This window comes from Acinetobacter nosocomialis NIPH 2119 (assembly GCF_000368085.1).
GTDB classification, from domain to species: domain Bacteria; phylum Pseudomonadota; class Gammaproteobacteria; order Pseudomonadales; family Moraxellaceae; genus Acinetobacter; species Acinetobacter nosocomialis.
This window is the reverse complement of record NZ_KB849239.1, coordinates 407,784-431,695: the sequence shown is the minus strand read 5'-3', so window position 1 is coordinate 431,695 and position 23,912 is coordinate 407,784. Positions and strand designations below refer to the sequence as shown.

The 23,912-nt window shown below is 38.1% G+C and carries 25 protein-coding genes; 9 read left to right on the top strand and 16 right to left on the bottom strand.

What is annotated here, in order from left to right:
- Window positions 1-71 precede the first annotated feature (71 nt).
- The 8 genes from purF to F984_RS06105 all read right to left on the bottom strand — a co-directional run bounded on the left by purF (window position 72) and on the right by F984_RS06105 (window position 7,162).
- Window positions 72-1,613: an amidophosphoribosyltransferase gene (gene purF / locus F984_RS06140; RefSeq protein ID WP_004707883.1), complete on the bottom strand. Its 1,542-nt coding sequence runs from the start codon at window positions 1,611-1,613 to the stop codon at window positions 72-74.
- Window positions 1,614-1,638: 25 nt separating this feature from the next.
- Window positions 1,639-2,226, bottom strand: a complete 588-nt coding sequence (locus F984_RS06135) for a CvpA family protein (protein ID WP_004707881.1) — start codon at window positions 2,224-2,226, stop codon at window positions 1,639-1,641.
- 6 nt (window positions 2,227-2,232) lie between these two features.
- Entirely contained in the window at window positions 2,233-3,237 is a 1,005-nt protein-coding gene (locus F984_RS06130) for a quinone-dependent dihydroorotate dehydrogenase (RefSeq protein ID WP_004707879.1), read from the bottom strand.
- A gap of 89 nt (window positions 3,238-3,326) precedes the next feature.
- A complete protein-coding gene (gene gspM, locus F984_RS06125; protein WP_004707877.1) occupies window positions 3,327-3,806 on the bottom strand; it encodes a type II secretion system protein GspM in 480 nt (159 codons plus the stop codon).
- Window positions 3,806-4,945 carry a type II secretion system protein GspL gene (gene gspL, locus F984_RS06120; protein ID WP_004707874.1) on the bottom strand — a complete coding sequence of 380 codons (1,140 nt, stop codon included), beginning with the start codon at window positions 4,943-4,945 and terminating at the stop codon, window positions 3,806-3,808. Before gspL ends, gspM begins: the two co-directional genes overlap by 1 nt.
- 22 nt (window positions 4,946-4,967) lie before the next feature.
- On the bottom strand, window positions 4,968-5,423 hold the full coding sequence (locus F984_RS06115; RefSeq protein ID WP_002049122.1) for a SixA phosphatase family protein: 456 nt from the start codon (window positions 5,421-5,423) through the stop codon (window positions 4,968-4,970).
- A gap of 55 nt (window positions 5,424-5,478) precedes the next feature.
- Entirely contained in the window at window positions 5,479-6,552 is a 1,074-nt protein-coding gene (locus F984_RS06110; protein WP_004707872.1) for an NAD(P)H-dependent glycerol-3-phosphate dehydrogenase, read from the bottom strand.
- Window positions 6,553-6,586: 34 nt separating this feature from the next.
- Window positions 6,587-7,162 carry a nitroreductase family protein gene (locus F984_RS06105; RefSeq protein WP_004707870.1) on the bottom strand — a complete coding sequence of 192 codons (576 nt, stop codon included), beginning with the start codon at window positions 7,160-7,162 and terminating at the stop codon, window positions 6,587-6,589.
- 203 nt (window positions 7,163-7,365) lie between these two features.
- Between F984_RS06105 and F984_RS06100 the strand changes: the two genes are divergently transcribed.
- The gene (locus tag F984_RS06100; RefSeq protein WP_004707868.1) at window positions 7,366-7,746 is read left to right on the top strand and encodes a hypothetical protein; all 381 of its coding nucleotides are present in this window, start codon (window positions 7,366-7,368) and stop codon (window positions 7,744-7,746) included.
- Between the two features lie 38 nt (window positions 7,747-7,784).
- Here the strand turns inward: F984_RS06100 and rhlB are convergent, their stop codons facing one another.
- Window positions 7,785-8,936: an ATP-dependent RNA helicase RhlB gene (gene rhlB / locus F984_RS06095; RefSeq protein ID WP_002049290.1), complete on the bottom strand. Its 1,152-nt coding sequence runs from the start codon at window positions 8,934-8,936 to the stop codon at window positions 7,785-7,787.
- Between the two features lie 109 nt (window positions 8,937-9,045).
- The gene (locus F984_RS06090; protein ID WP_000126912.1) at window positions 9,046-9,258 is read right to left on the bottom strand and encodes a cold-shock protein; all 213 of its coding nucleotides are present in this window, start codon (window positions 9,256-9,258) and stop codon (window positions 9,046-9,048) included.
- Between the two features lie 374 nt (window positions 9,259-9,632).
- Here F984_RS06090 and F984_RS06085 point away from each other — a divergent pair, with 374 nt between their 5' ends.
- The 5 genes from F984_RS06085 to F984_RS06065 all read left to right on the top strand — a co-directional run bounded on the left by F984_RS06085 (window position 9,633) and on the right by F984_RS06065 (window position 12,363).
- Complete coding sequence (locus tag F984_RS06085) at window positions 9,633-9,878, top strand: sulfurtransferase TusA family protein (RefSeq protein ID WP_004707866.1); 246 nt, start codon at window positions 9,633-9,635, stop codon at window positions 9,876-9,878.
- Between the two features lie 133 nt (window positions 9,879-10,011).
- Entirely contained in the window at window positions 10,012-10,878 is an 867-nt protein-coding gene (rpoH, locus tag F984_RS06080; protein WP_002049311.1) for an RNA polymerase sigma factor RpoH, read from the top strand.
- 109 nt (window positions 10,879-10,987) lie between these two features.
- Complete coding sequence (locus F984_RS06075) at window positions 10,988-11,353, top strand: DUF423 domain-containing protein (protein ID WP_002049118.1); 366 nt, start codon at window positions 10,988-10,990, stop codon at window positions 11,351-11,353.
- Between the two features lie 13 nt (window positions 11,354-11,366).
- The gene (gene thiS / locus F984_RS06070; RefSeq protein ID WP_001167820.1) at window positions 11,367-11,564 is read left to right on the top strand and encodes a sulfur carrier protein ThiS; all 198 of its coding nucleotides are present in this window, start codon (window positions 11,367-11,369) and stop codon (window positions 11,562-11,564) included.
- A gap of 13 nt (window positions 11,565-11,577) precedes the next feature.
- Complete coding sequence (locus F984_RS06065) at window positions 11,578-12,363, top strand: thiazole synthase (RefSeq protein WP_001154366.1); 786 nt, start codon at window positions 11,578-11,580, stop codon at window positions 12,361-12,363.
- A 217-nt stretch (window positions 12,364-12,580) separates the two neighbouring features.
- Here F984_RS06065 and yaaA read toward each other — a convergent pair whose 3' ends face one another.
- Window positions 12,581-13,360: a peroxide stress protein YaaA gene (gene yaaA, locus F984_RS06060; RefSeq protein ID WP_004707862.1), complete on the bottom strand. Its 780-nt coding sequence runs from the start codon at window positions 13,358-13,360 to the stop codon at window positions 12,581-12,583.
- Between the two features lie 125 nt (window positions 13,361-13,485).
- Here yaaA and F984_RS06055 point away from each other — a divergent pair, with 125 nt between their 5' ends.
- Window positions 13,486-14,118 carry an alpha/beta hydrolase gene (locus F984_RS06055; RefSeq protein ID WP_025469280.1) on the top strand — a complete coding sequence of 211 codons (633 nt, stop codon included), beginning with the start codon at window positions 13,486-13,488 and terminating at the stop codon, window positions 14,116-14,118.
- A 194-nt stretch (window positions 14,119-14,312) separates the two neighbouring features.
- A complete protein-coding gene (locus F984_RS06050) occupies window positions 14,313-15,269 on the top strand; it encodes a ribonuclease Z (protein ID WP_004707858.1) in 957 nt (318 codons plus the stop codon).
- Between the two features lie 94 nt (window positions 15,270-15,363).
- On the opposite strand, the gene F984_RS06045 is transcribed toward F984_RS06050, so the two are convergent.
- The 5 genes from F984_RS06045 to pheA all read right to left on the bottom strand — a co-directional run bounded on the left by F984_RS06045 (window position 15,364) and on the right by pheA (window position 22,612).
- The gene (locus tag F984_RS06045) at window positions 15,364-16,824 is read right to left on the bottom strand and encodes an aminoacyl-histidine dipeptidase (protein ID WP_004707856.1); all 1,461 of its coding nucleotides are present in this window, start codon (window positions 16,822-16,824) and stop codon (window positions 15,364-15,366) included.
- A gap of 148 nt (window positions 16,825-16,972) precedes the next feature.
- Window positions 16,973-18,403 (bottom strand): formylglycine-generating enzyme family protein, encoded by a 1,431-nt coding sequence (locus F984_RS06040; protein ID WP_004707854.1) that lies wholly within the window; start codon window positions 18,401-18,403, stop codon window positions 16,973-16,975.
- Window positions 18,404-18,636: 233 nt separating this feature from the next.
- On the bottom strand, window positions 18,637-19,020 hold the full coding sequence (locus F984_RS06035) for a hypothetical protein (protein ID WP_002049301.1): 384 nt from the start codon (window positions 19,018-19,020) through the stop codon (window positions 18,637-18,639).
- Window positions 19,021-19,147: 127 nt separating this feature from the next.
- Window positions 19,148-21,394 carry a bifunctional prephenate dehydrogenase/3-phosphoshikimate 1-carboxyvinyltransferase gene (locus F984_RS06030; RefSeq protein WP_004707851.1) on the bottom strand — a complete coding sequence of 749 codons (2,247 nt, stop codon included), beginning with the start codon at window positions 21,392-21,394 and terminating at the stop codon, window positions 19,148-19,150.
- A 108-nt stretch (window positions 21,395-21,502) separates the two neighbouring features.
- Window positions 21,503-22,612 (bottom strand): prephenate dehydratase, encoded by a 1,110-nt coding sequence (pheA, locus tag F984_RS06025; RefSeq protein WP_002049199.1) that lies wholly within the window; start codon window positions 22,610-22,612, stop codon window positions 21,503-21,505.
- Between the two features lie 185 nt (window positions 22,613-22,797).
- Between pheA and F984_RS06020 the strand changes: the two genes are divergently transcribed.
- Complete coding sequence (locus F984_RS06020) at window positions 22,798-23,742, top strand: alpha/beta hydrolase (protein ID WP_004707849.1); 945 nt, start codon at window positions 22,798-22,800, stop codon at window positions 23,740-23,742.
- Window positions 23,743-23,912: the final 170 nt, after the last annotated feature.

Genomic DNA, 23,912 nt, shown 5'->3' with positions numbered 1-23,912 from the left:
ATTCCCAATTACATTGTTAAGTTTCATCATAAAAGAAAAAAGCGGGAAACACCCGCTTTTTTCGGCTATTTCTATTCTTCTTTAATACCCGTCAAATCTACTGACGCTGCATCAATATTGACATCAATATAACCATCTTTTTTCTTTTTCGCAGAATCATTACGCTTCTGTTCCAAATTATTCAGATAGTCTGCATCAATTCCACCAGTTACATAGATACCATCAAAAACAGAGCAATCAAACTCAGTCAATGTAGGGACCTTACTTGTACGTACAGCGTTCTTTAAGTCTTCCAAATCTTGGAATACTAAACGATCAGCACCAATAATTTCTTGAATTTCTTCTACACTGCGTTCTGAAGCAATAAGCTCAGTTTTAGCAGGCATATCGATACCATATACGTTTGGATACATCACTTTTGGTGCTGCTGAAGCAAAGTATACTTTTTTCGCACCTGAGTCACGCGCCATTTGAATAATCTCATTACACGTAGTACCACGTACAATAGAGTCATCAACCAATAGAACGTTCTTGCCTTTAAACTCTAACTCAACAGGGTTTAATTTCTGACGTACAGATTTTTTACGCTGTTGCTGACCCGGCATAATGAAGGTACGACCGATATAACGGTTTTTCATAAACCCTTCACGGAACTTCACACCAAGAATATTTGCAAGTTCTAATGCAGAAGTACGGCTTGTATCTGGAATTGGAATAACCACATCAATATCATGGTCTTCACCCCAGTCACGCAAAATCTTATGCGCTAATTTTTCACCCATTTTTAAGCGGGCTTTATAAACTGAAATACCATCAATAATTGCATCTGGGCGAGCAAAATAAACATATTCAAAAATACATGGGCGATATTTTGGATTAGCCGCACATTGTTTAGTGAATAACTGACCTTCAGCATTAATGAAAATTGCCTCACCTGGTGCGATATCACGTTCGATTTTAAAACCAAGAGCAGTAATCGCCACAGACTCAGATGCAATGATATATTCCATCTCACCTTGTTCAGTCATACGCGAACCATAAATCAATGGACGAATACCATTTGGATCGCGGAAACCAACCAAACCATGACCAGTGATCATAGCAACTACGCCATAAGCACCTTGGCAGCGCTCATGAACACGAGAAACCGTATGAAAAATATCTTCAGCTGTAGGATTTAACGTTCCTTTCTTTTGCAACTCATGTGCAAAAACGTTTAAAAGAACTTCTGAATCAGAATCAGTGTTCATGTGACGCAAATCTGTTTTAAACAGGTCATCATGAATTTCTTCTGCATTGGTCAAATTACCATTATGCGCAAGTGTAATACCGTAAGGTGAGTTCACATAAAATGGTTGAGCTTCAGCACTACTAGCAGAGCCCGCAGTTGGGTAGCGCACATGACCAATACCGTAATTACCAAGTAATGCTCTCATATGACGAGTATGAAAAACATCACGCACCATACCGTTATCCTTACGAAGGAAAAGACGGCCTTCATGGCAGGTTACTATTCCAGCTGCATCTTGCCCACGATGTTGCAACATCGTTAATGCATCAAACAACATTTGGTTCACTGGCGATTTACCGGCTATACCAACAACTCCACACATAGCAACCTCGCAGACAAGCTAGGAATTAATAAAAAGGATTCTTTGTTGAATGGTCGGGCCGGATTTCTGGTTCTTCCGGCTCGTCCATTGGTTTTGGAGAAGTGCGAGATACACCGCCTCCAGATGTTATCTGATGAAAAGCCTCACTTGCTGCCCCTTTAGAAAGCTCCGTGGCTAAAGGTGCGTAAGGCAATAAAAACTGGATAAATTTGGATTGCTTCCAATGAGGTGAACTTTCTACCCAAGGTCCAACACCTTGCATAGTAATAAGAACAACCAATAAACCCTTCAACGAACCAAAAGCACCACCTGCTAAACGATTTAATGGCCCCAATTTTAAACTTTTCAAGAGGCCATTTAAAAATGCGGTGACGATCCAAGTTAAAACAATAATAATGAGTGCAATAAATGCAAAAGCTGCAATCTTTTGAACCACCGGATCCTGACTTAAACCCGACATTGACGGAGCTAGAAGAACAGCATATTTTGCACCCATAATTAATGCAAAAATCCATCCTACCAAGTTCGCAAAGGCTTTTATAAATCCTTGTCGCAAACCGTTTAGCCCCCCAATGAGCAAAAGTATTAGAATGATGATATCAATAGTGTTCATGTTCAATTAGGTCATAGCTTCAACACATTGCTTTACAAGCGTTGGTCCCGTATAGATTAGACCACTATAAATTTGAACAAGTGTTGCTCCAGCTTGTTGTTTTGCTAAAGCTTGCTCACCAGACAAAATACCACCCACACCGATTAAAGGAATTTGTCCTTTCAATGATTGAGCAAATAAACGTAAACACTCTGTACTTTTTTCAAATACAGGTGCGCCTGACAAACCGCCTGACTCATTACCGTAAGGCAGGTTTTCCACCCCTTCTCTCGACAAAGTGGTATTGGTCACAATAAGACCATCAATTTTAAAATCTAATAATTGAGCAGAGATAAACTCAACATCTTCAGCTGTTAAATCCGGAGCAACTTTAAGTACTAGAGGAACATAATGGTTATATTGCTCAGCCAACTCAAGTTGACGCGCTTTTAAGGTTTGCAGTAATTCAGTTAACGCATCACCACTTTGTAAACTACGTAAGTTTTTAGTATTCGGTGATGAAATATTGACAGTAATATATGAAGCGTAGTTATAAACTTTCTCAAGACAAATTAAGTAATCATCAACTGCTTTTTCGACAGGCGTATCGGCATTTTTACCAATATTGATTCCTAAAATGCCTCTAAACTTTGAAGCTTTAACATTTTCAATAAGTTTATCAACACCATCATTATTAAAACCCATACGGTTAATAATGGCTTTAGCTTCAGGAATACGAAATAAACGTGGTTTCGGATTACCCGATTGCGGACGAGGTGTAATTGTACCAATTTCAATGAAACCGAAACCTAATCCAGCTAATGCATCAATATGAGCACCATTTTTATCTAGACCAGCTGCCAAACCTACCGGATTAGGAAACTCGATTCCCATACATGTAGTAGGTTTTGCTTCTACGGCCTGACGCATCATGCCTAGCTTATGCGCTTTATCAAGCATGGATAATGTTAATTCATGGGCACGCTCTGGTGCTAAACTAAACAACATCGGGCGAGCAAGTGAATATAACATACCAATCACAGTCTACTGATTTTAGGTACGCATATTATAGGCACAGGCAGCACAAAACACCATGCTTGACATAAGCATATTTTGATATGTTATTGAACTGTCGCTGTTAATTTAATCTGACCTTCGCTTGAAACCATTTCCATCTTCTGAATACTAAGACCCATCTGTGCAAGTTGTGTTAAAAAGTTAGCTAAAATTGCATAATTCTGATGCGTTACAACAATTTGTAACTGCTCTCCATTTTGCTGAGAAGTCACAGTTAAACCTTGCTGTTGAGCCACCCTTTGTATTTTTCCAGACTTATCAAGTTCAAGCTCATTTGCAGGCTTCATAGTAACTGCATTACTTTGCATCCACACCATCAGATCTTTTAAATCATTTAAGCGTTTTTGCTGTTGTTCTGCCAAGGAATGCATTTTCCAAAGTGAAGACCCAACAATAGCCACTACCACAAAAATTGTAGTAAAGACCACCATAACGCGTTCACGGACAGTTAAACGATCTAGGTATTGAACAACTTTTTCAATCCACTGATCAAAACGATTCTGCAATTGAGCTAACATTTTCATTATTGTATTTTCACCACCCCAATTGCCCCACCACCATTTGCTTGGACATTACCTAGCTCAGCTTTAAATCCTTGCTGATTTAATTGTTGTGTCAAAGCTTGTAAATCATCTGCCGATTTTGCTTTTAATGCCATCGTTAAAATTGAAGCATCATAATTAAGTTGCTGAGCCAAAATCTGTCTTTGCATTAAAATAGGTCCAACACGGCTTAACAAAGAAAGTGCTTGTGTATCACCTTGCTGACTCATTCTTAAATGACTTTCAAATTGACCTTTTATATTTTGTTCAGTCACACGACTAGATGGTCCAAACCAGTATTTATATTGTTCAATTGTCTGGTCAGCAGTTAGATTTGCTACTTTTTTCAATTTGACCCAACGCAATAAATCATAGCTAAACTGAACTACAATAATTGCTAAAATAACGGCAGCACATGCCTTCCAATAACCAGAAAAAGTACGCTCCTGACCTTTTGATTTTGGTAAAACATTAAAAGGATGCTGCTTAGTTTTATCTAATGGTTGAAATTGATAAACGAACTCAGAACGTTGTTCTGCACTTGAAGCGGCCTCTAAACTTTCCAGTTGCTCTGGTGTTAAACCACTATATTGATAATGTTTTTCAGCTGACTGAAATTCTAAAAAAAGACCCAAATCATCAATTGAATTACCCAACCATTTATTTTCACGCACCAAAAGTTGGTGATGAATATTACACAGAATAACTTGCTCGGTTTGCGGCTCTGGCAATATTAGAAAATCTGGTAGCAAGGAAACAAGTTTGGTTGGCAATAAAGCCAAAGAATGTTGCCATGTCTCAACCATTCCTTGAGCAACGCCCAAGACAATTAACTGATCGGCATGAAAATGGTGAACCACTTTCATATGATCAATCGGTAAAGTCACAAACTCTTCAAGTAGATATTTAACCCCATCAGCCCCCAGTTGTTTATAGTGGGACTTCGCCATAGTTTGCTGAAGCATTTGTGCATGACGACTCGGAAAAAAAACCGTAGCTTCTTTTCCCTGATGTATTTGCAAGTCTTGTATTAATTGATCGAGACTCGCAGCCTGCAACCAGCTCTCTCCGTTAGACCAATGCCATATTCCATTGGTTTCAGGCATCCATATATACAGCATGTTGGCGAAATAACCTTTTTAATTATATTGTGGGTATAAAACTATTTTTTTGTGTTGATAAACCATTTGCAATAACAGCTTGATCATAAATTCTAGCTTCAGCAAGCGCAAATGGATTGAAATTTTCATGAGTAAGTAACTCTGCAATATGACCTATTACATTCATATGGCAAACCACTACAATCGACTCATAAGGAATTTGAGACAACCATTCAACTGCTTCTTTTGCATCATCATCTGGCTTAATCTTATCGCATAACAGCACTGGCACATCTTTAAAATAAGTCTGGATATGCGCCAATGTTTCTTGAGCACGCAACAAAGGACTAACAACAAAAATATCCGGTTTTACAATGTCTTTTAAAAATGTTGCTGTTTGCTCAGCCTGTGCATGTCCACGCGCAGTAAGGGGACGTTTAATATCATTACCATTAACTGGTGGAGCAGCTTCCCCATGACGAACTAATGTCAGTTGCATAAAATTTCCTTGTTAATAATTCTGCATTATAACCACAATTTATGACATTTATTCGTCAGACTTCATGATGAGGTAAAACAAACTCCACATCACTACGATGACCATTTTTCATAAGAGAAAGTGCAATATTTAATGGTGGAGCACCTTCAAAAATGACTTCATATAAAGCATTGGTAATTGGCATATATACATCTAGTTCTTGTGCTTTACCACGCACTTGGACAATTGTATTAATACCTTCAGCAGTTTGCCCCAATTCTTTACTTGCTTGATCAAGTGTCTTGCCAGAACCTAATGCATATCCGATTTGATAATTACGGCTCAATGGACTATTACATGTCGCAAATAAATCACCCACACCAGACAAACCTAAAAATGTAAGCGGGTTTGCGCCCTGCTTTACCGCGAAACGGCTCATTTCAGCCAAAGCACGCGTTAAAATCATACTTTTGGTATTTTCACCAATTTTATATGCAGCCCCAATTCCCATCGCGACTGCATAAATATTCTTAAGTGCACCGCCCAACTCAACTCCATGCACATCATCGCTACCAAAAACACGGAATAACGCACTATGAAGCGCATGCTGCACGGCATAACGGACGAGATCAGAATCACTAGCAATCACTGTACCAGATGGCATACCTGCCATAATTTCTTTGGCAAGGTTTGGACCTGACAATACACCATAGGGAACTTCTGGTAGTTCTTCACGAATAATATCGCTCATAAAACTAAATGTTTTAGCTTCAACACCTTTGGTTAAAGATACAACTGCTTGTGCAGTAATATAAGGAGCAATTTGTTTTAAGACATCGCGGAAAGAATGGCTAGGAATTGCAACTAAAATAATATCTCGGTCACATACCGCTTGCTCAAGATCAGACACAGCACGTAGTGAAGATTCTAAAGTGAAGTCTGGTAAATAACGTTTATTAATATGGGTTTTATTAATTTCTTCTGCTGTTTCGGCATCACGAATCCAGATCATGGTATCGCAGCCATTACGAGCAGCTAAATTCGCCATGGCTGTACCAAAGCTACCGCCCCCTAAAACGGTAATACGTAGTGCCGTTTTTTTATCGACCGCAACAGGTTCCACCAAATCTGTAAACTTAAATTCAGCCATGCTTTATTATCCTATTTCTTACTTTTACAGACGCTTAAGCCTGCCAAACTTTTACGAATTCTTTACTTTCAATATCTGCACGCGGTGCAATTGCTTTAGCTGCTGTGCCAACGTAAATAATACCTGAAATTAAATCATGCGGTTGCAGACCTAAATGCTGTTTTAACCAAGTTGATTCAACAACAGCACCACTACGCCACATAGTTGAAAACCCCTGAGCTTGCAAAGACAACAAAAGATTTTGTACTGCCGCACCAGTACTTAAGATTTGCTCAAAATGTGGCACTTTTGGATGATCTTGTAACTGTGTAAGAGCTAAAATCAGTAGCGGAGCACGAAAAGGATGTTGCTTAACACGTTCCAGCTGAGCGGGGTCAGATTCTCCTAAATCAACCAATGCTTTTGCTAGAACCTCACCAAAAGCAGCACGTTGTTCACCAGAAATAACGACAAAGCGTGTTGGCTTAAGCCTATGATGATCTGGAGCAGTTAAAGCAGCCTGAAAAGCCAACTCTAATTGATCTGAGTTTGGAGCTGGCTCAACTAATTGGCCAATAGACTGACGCTGATGAATATTTTGGTGAATTATTTGTATTACTGAATCCGTCATTAATATTGATCTAACTCAAAAATTCGAAATAGATTAGCATAATCTACCGTTAATCCACCATGGAATCTAGCCTATAAACTTAGTGAACTTATAGTTTGACATTTTTTAATACAAAACTTCAAAACTCATACAACGTATTCAAAATCAAATAGAAAACTTATGTTCAAATAGCTATGTCTTTTAGCGATTAACTTAGGTGAATCATGAAAAAAATAATTTTAGCGAGCGCAATGAGCGGCGTTGTTCTATTACTTGGTGCTTGTGCTACCGCTCCTAAAAATACTTTAGCAATTCAAAAAGAAAATAATCAATTTGAAGTGACTGGTATTGGCAAAACTAATTTAATTGCAAAGAATAATGCAGTTACTGCCGCACAAAAAACGTGCTCTAAGAATACAACTCCTGTTATTGTTGATGAAAAAACCACTTATCATGGTGTATTAAAAGATGTAGTAAGTGAAAAGACGGGTCAAATGGTAGAAGCCGCTGCAGGTGTTATTGGTACTTTAACTGGTAAAAATGCATCTTTAGCAAAAGATGACGACTATCAAACCACTCTTACCTTCTATTGTAAAATTAATTAATTGAAAAAAATCCCAATCAATTGATTGGGATTTTTTTATTAGCAATACCCCTCTAATCGGGTAAGTGGTAGTTTTTTACCAATTGCTTTTTCAATTTCTGGTAAATAGAAAGCATCATCTTCAGACAAGAAACTAATACTTACACCTTGTGCACCTGCACGACCTGTACGCCCAATACGGTGAACATAGTCATCAGACTGCTCAGGTAAAGTGAAGTTGATAACATGCGACACGCCATCTACATGAATACCACGACCTGCAACATCCGTTGCAATCATGATGTTATGCTTCCCTTGCTTAAACTGCTCTAGCATTTTCAAACGCTTATCTTGAGCAATCTCACCAGATAGCATTCCTACTTTATATCCATCTTTTTTCAAATGGTCATAAAGACGGCGCACTTGATCACGGCGGTTGGCAAAGATCATGACTTTATCAATTGGTTCTTCGCGTAAAATATCTTGTAAAAGACGATATTTATCTTGTTTAGCTACAACATAAACACGTTGTTCTACATCGTTATTGGTCTTTTGTTCAGGCTCAATTTCAACTGTTACAGGCTCAAACAACCACTGTCTTGCTAAATTTAAGACGTCGTAACTAAAAGTCGCCGAGAACATCAGGGTTTGACGTTGTTCCTTACGTGGTGAATAACGAACAATACGTTTTACCGAAGGAATAAAGCCCATATCTAATAAACGGTCAGCTTCATCAATTACCAAAAATTCAATTTGATCGAGCCAGACTTCTTTTTGTTCTACAAAATCGATTAACCGTCCTGGTGTAGCAACCATGATATCGACAAAATTAGCATCAAGTTGCTTCTTCTGCTTATCAAAATCAACACCACCCAATAGGGTCACTAAATGTAAATTAGAGAATTTTGTGAGAAACTTTGCATCGCTTTCAATTTGCAAGGCCAACTCACGAGTAGGTGCCAAGATTAAAGCACGAGGTTCGCCACGGAAACGTTGTTCTTTAACCGGATTATTGAGTAAATCATTAATTACACTAATCAGAAAGGCAGCTGTCTTACCTGTTCCTGTCTGTGCTCGCCCAATTGCATCGTGCCCGGCTAATGTATATTTTAAAACCTTTTGCTGAATTGGGGTCATTTGAGTAAACCCTAAAGCATCAATCGCCTTTTTAAGTTGCGGATGTAAATTCAAGGTTTCAAAACCAGATGTCATAAATACGCGCTCTAACAAACAATCTCTCGAATGAGAAGATCATTATAAACAAAAACGCCCCAATTCAAAAATTGGAGCGTCCATGATTCATCAAAAAGATGAATTAGTCTTAGTCTAAAGGCTGAACGTTTTCAGCTTGAAAACCTTTTTGACCTTGTACAACGCTAAATTCTACACGTTGACCGTCACGTAGAGAACGGTGACCGTCACCTACGATTGCACGGAAGTGAACGAATACATCGTCGCCGCCGTTACGTTGAATAAAACCAAAGCCTTTAGTGTCATTAAACCACTTTACTACGCCTTGTTCACGAGCTGTCATAAGTCAATCCTCAGATGATGAAAAAAGGACCTTCCGGTGTTGCAAACAGCAGAGCAAACAAGGTTTTAAAATTTTTATAATCTTAAAGCTTGTAATCATTCTGTAAAACTATCAACAATTTCCGGTTACATCCATTTGTTATAGGTTATTAAAACAATTTAACTGTGTGGTAATTCCTAAAACGGTTCGAGCTTAACACGGGTTTATGACAATTAATAGAATTTTTTTCAAATATTTCCCCTATTTTTAGCTCTTTTTTTAAACAGCTTATTACAATAATTTTTATGTATTCCTTTAGCTCTTAATTTTTATAAAACACCTAGAGTTCGTAAAAAAATTTGTTAAAATATTTTTTTTAGTTGTTTTTAAAATGAATGAGCACTACTTCTTCTGCTGTAGCACCTATTGAAATTAATGCCCTTGGTCAACCATGTCCAATGCCTTTATTAATGTTAAAACGTGAACTTAAGAAAGTATCAGGAAAGCAGCTATTTTTATTGAAATCATCTGACCCGCATAGTGAAATTGATGTAACGCGTTACTGCACTTTACATCATTTTATGTGTCAAACCACGCAGATTTCAGAAAGAGAATTTCACTATTTAATTGAAACTCAATGATTCTTTGTTAAAATATAAGATTAGAAACTGCATAAAATTTTACATTTTTCTACCCAATTTTCCTTAATTATGAAGCCAATTCAAATTAAGATGAATTTATTGGTTAATCCATCCTATCCTATAAGGAGAACTCATGAGTGACAGCAGCAATCAATTGATGCCCCTGTCATTGTCTGCGCCCGGTGTAAACCTTGGTGCATATATCAGTACTGTCAATCAGATTCCTATTTTAACGGCCGAGCAAGAAAAAGAACTTGCTGAACGTTATTATTATGACCAAGATCTTGATGCCGCAAAAATGCTGGTAATGTCGCATTTACGTTTTGTCGTTCATATTGCGCGCAGCTATGCAGGTTATGGCCTCCCTCAAGGCGACCTTATTCAAGAAGGTAACTTAGGCTTAATGAAAGCCGTAAAACGTTTTGATCCAAATATGGGCGTACGTCTCGTATCTTTTGCCGTCCACTGGATTAAGGCAGAGATTCATGAATACGTTATTCGTAACTGGCGTATTGTAAAAATTGCAACAACTAAAGCTCAACGTAAACTTTTCTTTAACTTACGTAGTTTGAAAAAATCGAGTAAAAAATTAACACTCGAAGAAGCACAATCTATTGCTAACGACTTAAATGTAACTCCAGAACAAGTTTTGGAAATGGAAGGTCGTTTAACTGCTTATGATGCTGCTTTTGAAGCGCAAGGCGATGATGACGACGATACTCCACATACAGCACCTGCGTTGTATCTTGAAGATAACCGTTACGACCCTGCTCGTTTAGTTGAAAATGAAGACTGGGAAGAGCAAAGTACATCTGCTTTACATGATGCAATGGACCAGTTAGATGATCGTTCGCGTAATATTTTGCAGCGCCGTTGGTTAGATGATGATAAATCTACCCTACATGAGCTTGCTGCTGAATATAATGTATCAGCAGAACGTATTCGTCAGCTTGAAAAAAATGCGATGGAAAAAATTAAAGTCGCTATGTCAGCAAGCTAAAGTAAATAAAAAATAAAAGGGCGATCAGCCCTTTTGTTTTATCTGGCTATGTTTAGCCAACCTATTCTATGGTAACGTTGCCTTTCATTATTCAGTTGCGTTTTTTGTTATGTGGATTGCCATTTCAGCCCTTAATCTTGCTTTTGCAGTCATGTTGGGTGCTTTTGGAGCACATGGTCTTAAAGCTCACGCGAGCCCTGAACAAATTGCTTGGTGGCAGACTGCAACCGACTACTTTTTTTATCATGCACTTGGGCTATTAGCCCTTGGTATTCTAAGTAAGGTTCTTCCCCATTTCCCAATCAAGTTATCTTTCTTGCTTATTCAGATTGGCATTCTGTTCTTTTGTGGTTCGCTTTATATCATGGCATTAGGTTTACCACGCATATTAGGCGCAATTACGCCAATCGGTGGAGCCTTAATGATTGCTGGATGGCTAGTTTTGGCTTGGAATGCTTTCAAATACGCAAAATAATCGGAATGTGATCATGCAAATTTATTTAAATGGCGAATTAACGGACACGCCTAGCCAAAACCTTTTGCAACTCATTCAGGAGTTGGCACTTGAAGGAAAACGTTTTGCTGTTGAACACAATCAGCAAATCGTACCTAAAAGCAAATTAGAGCAAATTACGATTGCTCAACATGACCGTATCGAAATTATTCACGCTGTTGGCGGCGGCTAAGTCGGAGTTATCCATGCAAGACACCCCTCTCATTATTGGTTCACGTTCTTTTCAATCTCGTTTATTGGTAGGAACTGGCAAATATAAAGACTTAAATGAAACGGATTTAGCCATTCAAGCCAGTGGTGCAGAAATCGTAACTGTCGCAATCCGCCGTGTGAATATTGGACAAAATCCAGATCAACCGAATTTACTTTCAGTTATTCCACCAGAAAAATATACTATCTTGCCAAATACCGCAGGTTGTTTTGATGCTGACAGCGCAGTACGTACATGCATGTTAGCCCGAGAATTACTGGATGGTCATAACCTAGTAAAGCTTGAAGTGTTGGGTGATGAAAAAACCTTATATCCAAATGTAACCGAGACTTTAAAAGCCGCTCGTACTTTAATTGATGACGGTTTTGAGATTATGGTCTACACCTCGGATGACCCAATCATTGCGCAAGAACTTGAAAGTATGGGTTGTGTTGCGATTATGCCTTTAGGTAGTTTGATTGGTTCAGGTTTAGGTATTTTAAACCCGCACACTATTTCAATTATTAAAGAAAATGCGAAAGTACCAGTTTTAGTAGATGCAGGTGTTGGTACAGCAAGTGATGCAGCTATTGCGATGGAACTTGGTTGTGATGGCGTACTGATGAATACTGCCATTGCAGCTGCTCAAAATCCTATTTTGATGGCTTCTGCAATGAAAAAAGCTGTTGAAGCGGGTCGTGAAGCATTTTTAGCGGGTCGCATGCCACGTAAGCGTATGGCAAACGCAAGCTCGCCAGAAACAGGTTATTTCTTTAAATAATTATTAATTTTGCCTAAATTTTAAAGCACGGTAACAAAAGCTATCGTGCCGAGTGGCATGGATGCCACTGTTGAACAGGGGCCACATGGATGTGCCCTCTGTTCAACAAAGGTTTTTGTTACTTTTGACCTTTCAAAAGTAAAGCATAGCCAATATAGAGCTTAATAAATTAAACATGAGACCAAAGGTCGCATATCACGTAAAATTATTAATTTAATTAAGCCACTTGCTCATCGCGCTTAAATACCAACTCTTTTGCAGATGAGTTATCAGCATCAAAGTAGTAACCCTCAGTATTAAATGCTTTGATATCTTCAGCTTTATTTAATTGGTTTTCAATAATAAAACGAGCCATTAAACCGCGTGCTTTTTTCGCATAGAAACTAATGACTTTATATTTGCCATTTTTCTGGTCAAGGAAAACAGGCTTCACAATATCAGCCTTAATTTTCTTTTCATTGACAGACTTGTAATATTCATCCGAAGCTAGATTTACCAGCAATTCAGATTTAATTGCTGCCAAGTCTTCATTAATCTGGTTAGTGATGATGTCACCCCAAAATTCATACAAATTGTGACCGCGCGTATTTTTTAATTTAGTACCCATCTCTAAACGATAAGGCATCATTAAATCTAAAGGACGCAATAAACCATATAGACCAGAGAGCATACGCAAATGCTGCTGTGCAAAATCAATATCTTTGTCTTTTAAATGGTACGCATCTAAACCAGTATACACATCACCTTTAAATGCATAGATTGCTTGGCGAGCATTTGAGAAATTAAATTCGGGATTCCAATCTCTAAAACGGTCTGCATTAAGTGTGGCAATTTTTTCACTAACACTCATTAAAGTCGCAATTTCCGAAGCGGAAAGTTTGCGGCAAACATCAATTAATTGTGCTGAGTTTTCTAATAAGCGCGGCTGAGTAAACTCATCTGTAGGTAACGCTGTTTCATAATCTAAAGTTTTTGCAGGAGAAATTAAAGCAAGCATAGACAACCTGAAAAAATTATTCTTAATACCAACTATAACAGTAGATATTTTTTAATGCTAACTCGTGTTTTCAATGACGACTATCGGTAAAATAGGAATACGTATTGTTATTTATCGATTCTTATATGTCTGAGCAAATTTTCATTCAGGGTCCAGTAGGTAAAATTGAACTTTTTGTAGACCGCCCTGAAGGTGAAATCAAAGGCTTTGCGGTTGTTTGCCATCCGCACCCATTGCAAGGTGGAACTCCTCAACATAAAGTCCCTGCTCTTTTAACCCAAATCTTTAATGAATATGGTTGTATTGTTTACCGTCCTAGTTTCCGTGGTTTAGGTGGCAGTGAAGGTGTTCATGATGAAGGCCATGGCGAAACCGAAGATATTTTAGCTGTGATTGAACACGTTCGTAAGCTTCATGAAGGCTTACCATTCTATGCAGGCGGTTTTAGCTTCGGCTCACATGTTTTGGCAAAATGTCATGCGCAGCTTAGCCCTGAATTACAGCCTGTACAATTAATTTTGTGTGGTTTACCAACAGCTACTGTTGTGGGATTACGTCACTATAAAACCCCTGAAATTCAAGGTGATATTCTACTCATTCATGGTGAGCAAGATGATATTACTTTACTTTCAGATGCAATTGCATGGGCAAAACCGCAGAAGCATCCAATTACGATTTTACCGGGCGCTAACCACTTCTTTACAGGTTATTTAAAACAGCTTCGTCAAATCATTACACGCTTTATTATCATCAAATAAAGTGTATTTGATGGGGCATAACTTGAGAGTATGCCCATCATTTTCAAGTATGTCCTTATTGAAAATTATTCCAACTTAACCTAGAACGTGCCAAATATTTTTTACTCGGTCGCTATCATTTACTATAATTTTTATAAAATTCTAATAAGCGTCTATAATATAAATTACGCATTTGATTAAAAAATTCCAAGAATATGCTTCATTTTACCTTTTTAGGCACATCATCAGGTGTACCCACACTTTCCCGTAATGTTTCAGGATTAGCGGTTCGTAATAGCAAAAATAAGGACTGGATTTTAGTTGATGCCGGCGAAGGTACACAGCACCGCATTCAACAAGCTAAACTTTCCTTGCAAAACCTAGTTGCCATTTGTATTACACATGTTCACGGCGATCATTGTTATGGTCTAGTTGGTTTATTGGCAAGTGCAGGAATGAATGCTCGTAGCAAACCCTTAACCGTGATTGCTCCGAAAGAAATTCAGCAATGGTTTGAGATCACGGCCCAACTCACAGACTTACACTTACCCTATTCACTACAATTTATTGATGTGAATGATGCAATACAGCCACAACAGATTACTGATGAATTTATTGTTCAAGCACACCCTCTAAGCCATCGTGTTCCAAGTTTTGCTTTTAGTATTTATATTAAATCTATTCAGAAGAAGTTAGATACCCAAGCTCTCACACAGCTAGGCGTGCCTCAAGGCGATATGTGGGGCCAATTAAAGCGTGGCTACAATGTTGAATTTGTGGGACAAACTTTAAAAGCTCAAGACTTTATCAAAATTCAAAATCAACAAGTTCATGCAATTATAGGTGGTGATAATGACCAACCAGAGCTATTAGCTAACGCTTGCAAAGATGCTCAACTCCTTATTCACGAATCAACATACTTGCAAACGGTTTTAGATAAAGTCGGCAAAGGTCCAATGCATAGCTCAGCAAAAATGGTGGCTGAATTTGCAGAACAGCAATCTTTGGGTAATTTAATTCTGACGCATTTTAGCCCTAGACATCAGGATAAATCTGGCCAGCAAGCTATTTCCGAAGAAGTTCGCCAGTTTTATAAAGGTCATTTTTATTTAGCAAATGATTTTGATGAATTTACTTTAAATGAAACAGGACAACTTTTAAAAATCGAGTAAAAAATTATATTTATTGAGAGATCGAATTAACTATACATCATTTCCATGTAAAAGTTTAAGAAGCTCATAACTGAGCTTCTTATTTCTTAAAAAATTACTCTACAGATGCCAAAGCGGTTACCAGTAGCTTCCAGCATTTCTCTACAGTATCTACTTTTACTCGTTCACCTGGTGCATGCGCCCCTTGAATATCAGGCCCAAACGAAACCATCTGTAAATGTGGGTAATGTTCAGCAATAATCCCACATTCTAAACCCGCATGAATTACTTTTAGATTTGGTTCAATATTAAACGCATTTTGATAGGCTTGTTGTAAGCACTTTAGTGCGGCTGAGTCAGGATTTGGTGTCCAACCTGAAACTAATGGCGTGAGTATAGAGGCGATATTAAATTGACTAAAATGTGCCTGAATTTTTTCGGCAAAATCTTGAGCTTCTTGGTTCACCATTGAGCGAACCATTAAAACAGCTTTTCCGCCTTCTCTATTTAGTCTCACCACTCCAATGTTATTTGAAGTTTCAACCACATCTGGTAAAGCTTGACTCATACTTGCAACGCCATAAGGACTTGTTGCTAAAGCTTGTAACCACTCGTTTTGCTGTTGTTGAGTAATCACTTCTTTCACTTCAGCACCAGTGGGTTGAATACTTAATTGGAAATTGTCATCAATACCCTGTAGCTGTTTTTTCCATGCCGTTTGATATTCAGCAAGTAACTTTTCTAGATTTGATAACTGATTAGGCGAAATTGCAATAGTGGCGCGTGCTTCTCGCGGCAAAGCATTACGGGCCGTACCACCTGTAAACTCAATAAGATGCCCACTAAGTGAGCCTAAATATTGATTTAAAAAACGAGCCAAAATAACATTTGCATTGCCGCGTCCTAAATGGATATCTATGCCAGAGTGTCCGCCTTTAAGACCAGCCACCTGAATATTCACAATATTTAAATCTTTAGAAATTGGTTCATAGCTAAGCGGCTCCTCTACCTCAACATCAATACTACCAGCACACCCTAGATACAACTCCCCCCATTCTTCTGTATCAATATTAAATAACCATTTTCCTTTTAATATACCGGCTTCTAAAAGTCGTGCACCGCTCATACCTGCTTCTTCATCGACTGTTAAAAGAACTTCTATTGGTCCATGAGCAATATCATTTGAATCTAATACTGCCAACGACAAAGCTACCCCTATGCCATTGTCTGCACCTAAAGTAGTATCTTTGGCAATTAACCAGCCATCTTCGAGGACTGGACAAATCGGGTCTTTAAAGAAATCATGTACCGTGCCAGTGTTAGCTTGTGTGACCATATCTAAGTGGCCTTGAAGAATAACGCCAGATACATGTTCTTTACCCGTAGTTGCATCCTTTCGGATAATTAAATTACCAACTTCATCTACGTAAGTTTCTAAATTTCGACTTTCGGCCCAGTTTTTTAGATACTCACGAAGCTGTTGTTCATGCTTTGAGGGACGCGGAATCGTACAAAGTGTTTGAAAATGCTGCCAAACAATTTGAGGAGATAAGTTTGAAAAATCAAATGGCACCATATATTTATACTCTCACAAATATTCTTAATAAACTTAGGTTTATTCAAAGATAAGAATTTATCAGCGCAGTTTTAGCCTTTATTAAAATCGACGCTGATAAATTAAAAATGACTCTAAATGTAGAATAGATTAGATATAAAAATCAAAGCTAAATTTCACGAACCAAACGGAAACCCCACATGATTGAACGGGCTTGTGAAGTTACATAAGCATTACGATAGGCAGTTCGTACGTTATAAGTGTTATATATCCATGCTCCCCCACGTAAAACTGGGAAGTTACACTGCCCATTATTTTCCTCACCCCAACGACGATTTACACTAGGAGCATTTTCATAATTTGCATGCCAGCAATCATCGACCCATTCTCGGGCATTGGCACTCATATCATATAAACCGAAATTGTTTGGTAAAAACTTCCCTACTGGTGACGTAAAAGGATAACCATCTGTGCAATTAAATAAACTCCAACCACTGGTTTGTGGTAGTGCTACAACTGTTGCTGGATCTAATACATTTGCATATTTACAAGCTTGGTCAAGATTAAGGTCATCTCCCCAATAATAGGCTGTTGTCGTTCCAGCACGAGCCGCATATTCCCACTCAACCTCTGTTGGTAAACGGTAAGTCTGGCCCGTTTTTTTAGATAACCATTTCGCGAATGCTCTTCCATCTTCACGGCGTACACATACAACAGGATCCTGAGGTGTTTGATTCATACCCGAATTATTTGGATTTAAATCATCTCGATACCACATATTGAAAACACCATTTCGCGTTTCCCAATTACGGCATCCTTCGACTTCCCAGCCAGTTTCCTTTTGGAAAGCCTGAAACTCAGCAATTGTTGTTTCATAAGTTGACATTGCGAATGGTTTTTCGACTTGTACTAAATGTTGAGGTAATTCATATGGCCGAGATTGAGCAGGTACATTTTGTTGCTCTTGCTCATTTATATTTCCGCCCATTAAAAAACTACCAGCTGGAATAACCGTCATTTCTGGACAAAAACTGTCTGAACAATCTTTAAATTTAGATTTTGCTGCCGTTAATTGATTAATATTGATATTGGTTAATGAAGCTAATTTAATTTCAGGATTCATATTAGGAGGGTTATTTATTTGACGAATTAATAAATTAATTGTTCCTTTCCACTCACTTAACATTTCTCTAAGCATAGCAGGCCGCTCAATACTTACTCCAGTTCCATCATAGTCAGGAGCATTACATCTCGCTCTTAATACTGTCGACTCATCAGTAAGCTGAGCTAGTTTGGGAATAATTTGATTATCAAGAAAGACTCCTAAATTATTTGAACTCGCGATATTGGCTCTTAGTTCTGCCGCTGATTTTTGAGCAATTGTCGCATCACCGATAACTTTAGAATAGACACTATCACATTGATTTTCTTGCCATACCAAAGTTTGTTTAAGATTCTCCAAGGAAGTAATTGTTTCTTCTAACAACTTCTGATTCTTTGAATTTATGGTTACATCTTTATCATCATTATTACAAGCTGATAATAAGGAGATAATCAATATACCAAAGCCTTTTGAATAATTACTAGAAATTATGTTCATGTTAATTCTCTGTAAAATAATATAAATAAAAAGAGGAAATTGATTAGTTGTTTGTTAAAAAGCATTTTTAAATTAATAGAAATTTAGATCAAAATTCAAACAATATTATTTTTTTGTTTGTTAATTTTTATTAAATAATGTCACTACAAAAATAAATAATTCTTATCAATATTAATCAATCAAAAGGGTGAACAAATATGTTCACCCTTTCTTCACAAAATATGCTTAATTGGTCAAGACTTCCAAACAAATTCGGAGAAACTCTGATCGGCTTTCAAACTATTTTCAACAGCCTGCGCAAGCTGACGAATAATGCTTTGTGTTTCGATTTTTTCAAACCAGTCTTGTTCTTCATCTGGATTGGCAGAAATTTCACACATCAAGTGTCCATCATGGTCTGTTTTCTGGCAAGTAATAGACAACGGCAAAAGATGATTATCAATGCTTACTTCTACTTTTTCATGCTCATGTACAATATGCTGTGCATCAAAACCATAATGCCCCAATTGTTTAAATAATAAGGCCGCTACATATTCTTGAGTGATATGGCATTCATTTGGTGGATGATCAAGCACCCCATGTTCTGGGCAACTGGCAATAAATTGTAATTTTTTCATCCTTTGTCCTAACACTATTATCATTATCTGCACTTAGCATAAGCAATAAACAAACAGCAGCCAAGCCTTTAGCTCGCTGCTGCCGTTGCTATTGTGTTAGCAATTATAAAATGTATTAGGTCAAAAGTTATTGGCTAACTTCAATCGTTAAACCTGCACGATTCGCCAACTCAGTAAATGTTGGGAAACTTGTAGCAACAGTTTCAGTACCATGAATTGTAATCGGACCAGAAGTACGAAGACCTGCCATACTAAAACTCATAGCAATACGATGGTCATGATGCGATTCGATTTCACCGCCAGCAAAGATTGGTGACCAATCGCCAGATTTGCCTTTTCCTTCGATAATGATGCCATCTTCAGTTGGTGTGCAGTCAATACCCATGATTTTTAAACCATCTGCCATAACTTGAATACGGTCAGATTCTTTCACACGAAGCTCTGCCGCACCTGTAAGTACTGTTTGCCCTTCAGCACAAGCCGCTGCAATAAATAATGCTGGGAATTCATCAATTGCCAAAGGTACTTGATCTTCAGGCATATGAATACCTTTAAGGGTACGTGAACCTTTAATATGAATATCAGCAATAGGTTCGCCACCAGCAATACGTTCATTTTCAACAGTCAGGTCAGCACCCATCTGTTTTAAAATTTCAATTACACCTGTACGTGTTGGGTTAATGCCTACCGCTTCAAGCACAACGTCTGCGCCTTCAGTGATTGCAGCACCCACCATAAAGAAAGCAGCAGATGAAATATCAGATGGTACTTGAATATTAGTACCCACTAACTTACCGCCGCCCACCAGGGAAATTTTATTACCTTCAGTTTTAACATCATAACCAAATGCACGAAGCATACGCTCTGTATGGTCACGTGTTGGTTCCGGCTCAGTTACCGAAGTTTCACCTTCAGCCCATAAACCGGCAAGTAAAATACCGGACTTCACTTGAGCAGATGCCATAGGTAAATCGTATTGAATACCTTTTAATTGCTGACCACCAGTAATGCTTACAGGTGGTGTACCTTTCTCACCTGTTGTCTGGATTTGCGCACCCATTAAACGTAATGGCTTAGCAATACGCTCCATTGGACGTTTAGAAAGTGACGCATCACCTGTCATAACAGAATCAAACTTTTGGGCAGAAAGCATACCTGAAAGCAAACGCATGCTTGTTCCAGAGTTACCCATATACAACGCACTTGCTGGTGCTTTTAAGCCATACATACCCACGCCATGAATGATCACTTCACCATTTTTAGGGCCTTCAATGCTTACACCCATATCACGGAAAGCTTGTAAAGTTGCTAAAGCATCTTCACCTTCAAGGAAGCCAGTTACATGCGTAGTGCCTTCTGCAATAGCACCAAACATAATGGAGCGATGTGACACAGATTTGTCACCCGGTACGGTAAATTTACCTTTAAAAGTCTTATTTCCCGGTAAGATACTGAATTGCTGTGTCACCTTATTTTTCTCCATTAAAGGTTTTTTGGCTAACATATGATTGAAATGTTGACGTGCTGCCTGAGCATGGCCGAGTAAACCCATTAATGCATGAGAATCTTCGTTTTCAATCAATTTTCTAAGTACGGTAAGTTGCTTTTCGAAGCCATCTACAGCATTTAAGATAGCGGTTTTGTTGGCAAAGAAAATGTCATGCCACATTTGAGGATCACTTGCTGCAATTCGTGAAAAGTCACGGAAACCACCAGCTGCATAACGGAAAATATCCAAGTTATCTTCACGGTTTGCAAGTTGCTCAACTAGATTAAATGCCATTAAATGTGGTAAATGACTTGTATGTGCCAAAACCTCATCATGCTTGGCAACATCCATACAAATAACTTCAGCTTTAGCAGCTGACCAAAGTTGAATCAGTTTATCAACAGCCCATTCTGCACTTGTTGGTAACGGCGTTAAAATCACTTTATGATTTGCAAAGAGATCGACCTTACCTGCATGAACACCCGTGTGTTCACTACCTGCAATAGGATGCCCCGGTACAAAACCTGTTGGTAAATTTTCACCAAATACAGCTTTTGCTGCATCAACCACATTACCTTTTGTACTTCCCACATCGGTCACAATTGTGGTTTCTGACAAATAAGGCTTAATTTGCTCAAGCACTTTTTGTGTAGCACGTACAGGTAAGGCTAAAACAATTAAATCCGCCCCTCTCACGGCCTCTACAGGATCGGAAAATCCTTCTTGTATTAAACCAAGTGATTTTGCATCTTCTAAAGTTTTCTGTGAACGTGTAGATGCCACAATAGTTGTCGCCAACTTTTCGGCAACGATAACGCGAGCCAAACTCGACCCAATGAGTCCTAAACCAATAAATGCAACTTTTTTAAATAGGGGTTGTGACATAACTTCAACTTTGCTTTTGCTCAAAGTTATTTAAATCTTTGAGCAATTTGTTTTTTAAGCTTAATGACATATTCCTTTGGATATATGTCATTATTCCAACGTAAGTAATTAAAGAACAGCAGCAGGATAAGAACCTAAAATACGAAGCTCTTTTACCATTGGACGGATATCATTGATTGCAGCAGCAACGTTTTCTTGATCAATATGACCTTCTAAATCGATAAAGAATACATATGCCCATTTTTCAGGTAATGCTGGACGGGTCTCAATACTCGTTAAGCTAATATTATGTTTTGCAAATGGCGCTAAAATTTCTAATAAAGCACCTGCACGATCATGTGCTGAAATTAATAACGATGTTTTGTCATTGCCACTTTGTGGAATTTTTTCACGGCCAATCACTAAGAAACGAGTGGTATTTTCCGGATTATCTTCAATATTGCTATGCAAGATTTCAAGATTATACATACCTGCTGCAATATCAGATGCAATTGCTGCTGAGTGCCATTCGTTGCGAATACGGCGTGCAGCTTCTGCATTTGAGTTTAAGGCAACACGTTCAACACCTGGATAATGCGCGTCTAACCACTGACGGCATTGCGCCAAAGTTTGCTGGTGCGCATAAATCTGTTTAATGCTGTCTTTACGCGTATTTTCAGAAACCAAGAATTGATGATGAATACGCAATTCAACTTCACCAATCACATTTAAATTCGATGTTTTAAAGCAATCTAGTGTGTGGTTCACAATACCTTCAGATGAGTTTTCAACTGGAACTACACCATAATGTGCACTACCCGCTTCTACTTCACGGAACACTTCATCAATAGTTGGTAATGGACGTACAACTGCATCTTTACCAAAATGTTTAAGCACAGCAGATTGCGTAAAAGTACCTTCAGGTCCTAAGAATGCAATGCTTTGCGGAGCTTCTAAAGCAAGGCAAGCAGACATAATTTCACGGAACAGACGCGCCATGGTTACATCAGATAAAGGTCCCTGATTGCGTTCCATAACTTTGCGTAATACTTGTGCTTCACGTTCAGGACGATAAAACAAAGGATTCTCTTCGGAAGCAAATTTAGCTTTAGCAACAGCTTCAGCAAGGCTTGCGCGGCGATTTAATAACTCTTGAATCTGTTGATCTACGCTATCAATATCTTCGCGAATTTGTTCTAAACTAAGAGAAGTCGTTTTGTTTTGATCATCGTTGATCATTGGAATGCAGCCTCAGAAAAATCATCTTTTAAACGAGAGTATAACAATAGTCGGCTTTGATTTGTTAGGCAATATCGATGTACCGGCTTTTTTCGTTAATCACTCTCAAACCTGTCAATAAGATTACTTTATTTGATAATGATTTTCATTTATTATTTTACTTATAACATTTTCTTAACTTTATTATGCTTAAACCATTTTTCTTTTTATCTTGTAGTTTTCTCTTGGGAACTTTAATAAGTACGCCTGTTTTGGCTCAACCTTCAATAAAAGATCAATCAAAAATCGTTTTTCAAAATAATCAGGCACAATTCCAAATCAAATCTAAAAATACAGGTCATGAATATCTAATTCAAATTTATAAACCGCCTGTGGCCCCGCCCCAACATGGTTACCCTGTACTTTATATATTAGATGGAAATGCAACTTTCCCTAGTGCTGCCAATATTGCTCAGTCAATTGGAGCAGGTTCGACTAAATTAGGTTTAGATCCGCTCATGATTGTAGCTGTTGGTTATCCACATCAAAAAACCTTTGATGTGCAAAAGCGTGCTTATGATTACACACCAGAACCTTCTGCCCAATTTCAAGCACACGGTAAATATAAATATGGTGGTGCTGATCAGTTCATTGCCTTTTTAAATAACGAACTCAAACCTGAAATTGCAAAACAGTTTCCGGTTAACAGCCAGCAACAAAGCCTCTATGGGCACTCTTTTGGAGGCTTGTTTGTGCTTTATCATTTTTTTCAAAAGCCAAATGCATTTCAGCGTTACTTCGCTGCAAGTCCTTCTTTGTGGTTTGATCAAGGCATGTTATTTCAACAGTTAGAACATTGGCAAAGTCAAAAACTAAATCATTTCCCTTTACTCATGACCACAGTCGGTACACATGAACAAGGTGGCCCTCTTACTCAACTGAATAATACGCTTAATGAAGCAGACTTTTTTAAAGCTTTAGAAAATAAACGTTCAAACGAATTTAGTTATTGGCATTTTTATAACCCTGCCGAACAACACATAACAAATTTGTATGCGAGCTTACCTAAAGCACTTATGTTTGCTTCTTGTCAAAATTTAGAAAGCTGTAAATCTTTATTTGATAGACCATTACATCAGCCAGCCAAGTAAAAACATAATTACATTTAAAGCTGATTATTTCGTTGTTCTTAAAGATAGTCCTCTTAATGCATGGATTGGTTATACTGACCCAATATGTCATAACAACAGTAAAATAGAATGAATAATGTAAGCCCAAAATAGAAATGTCCGGTTTCTCCAAAGTAAAAATGTCCGCTTTT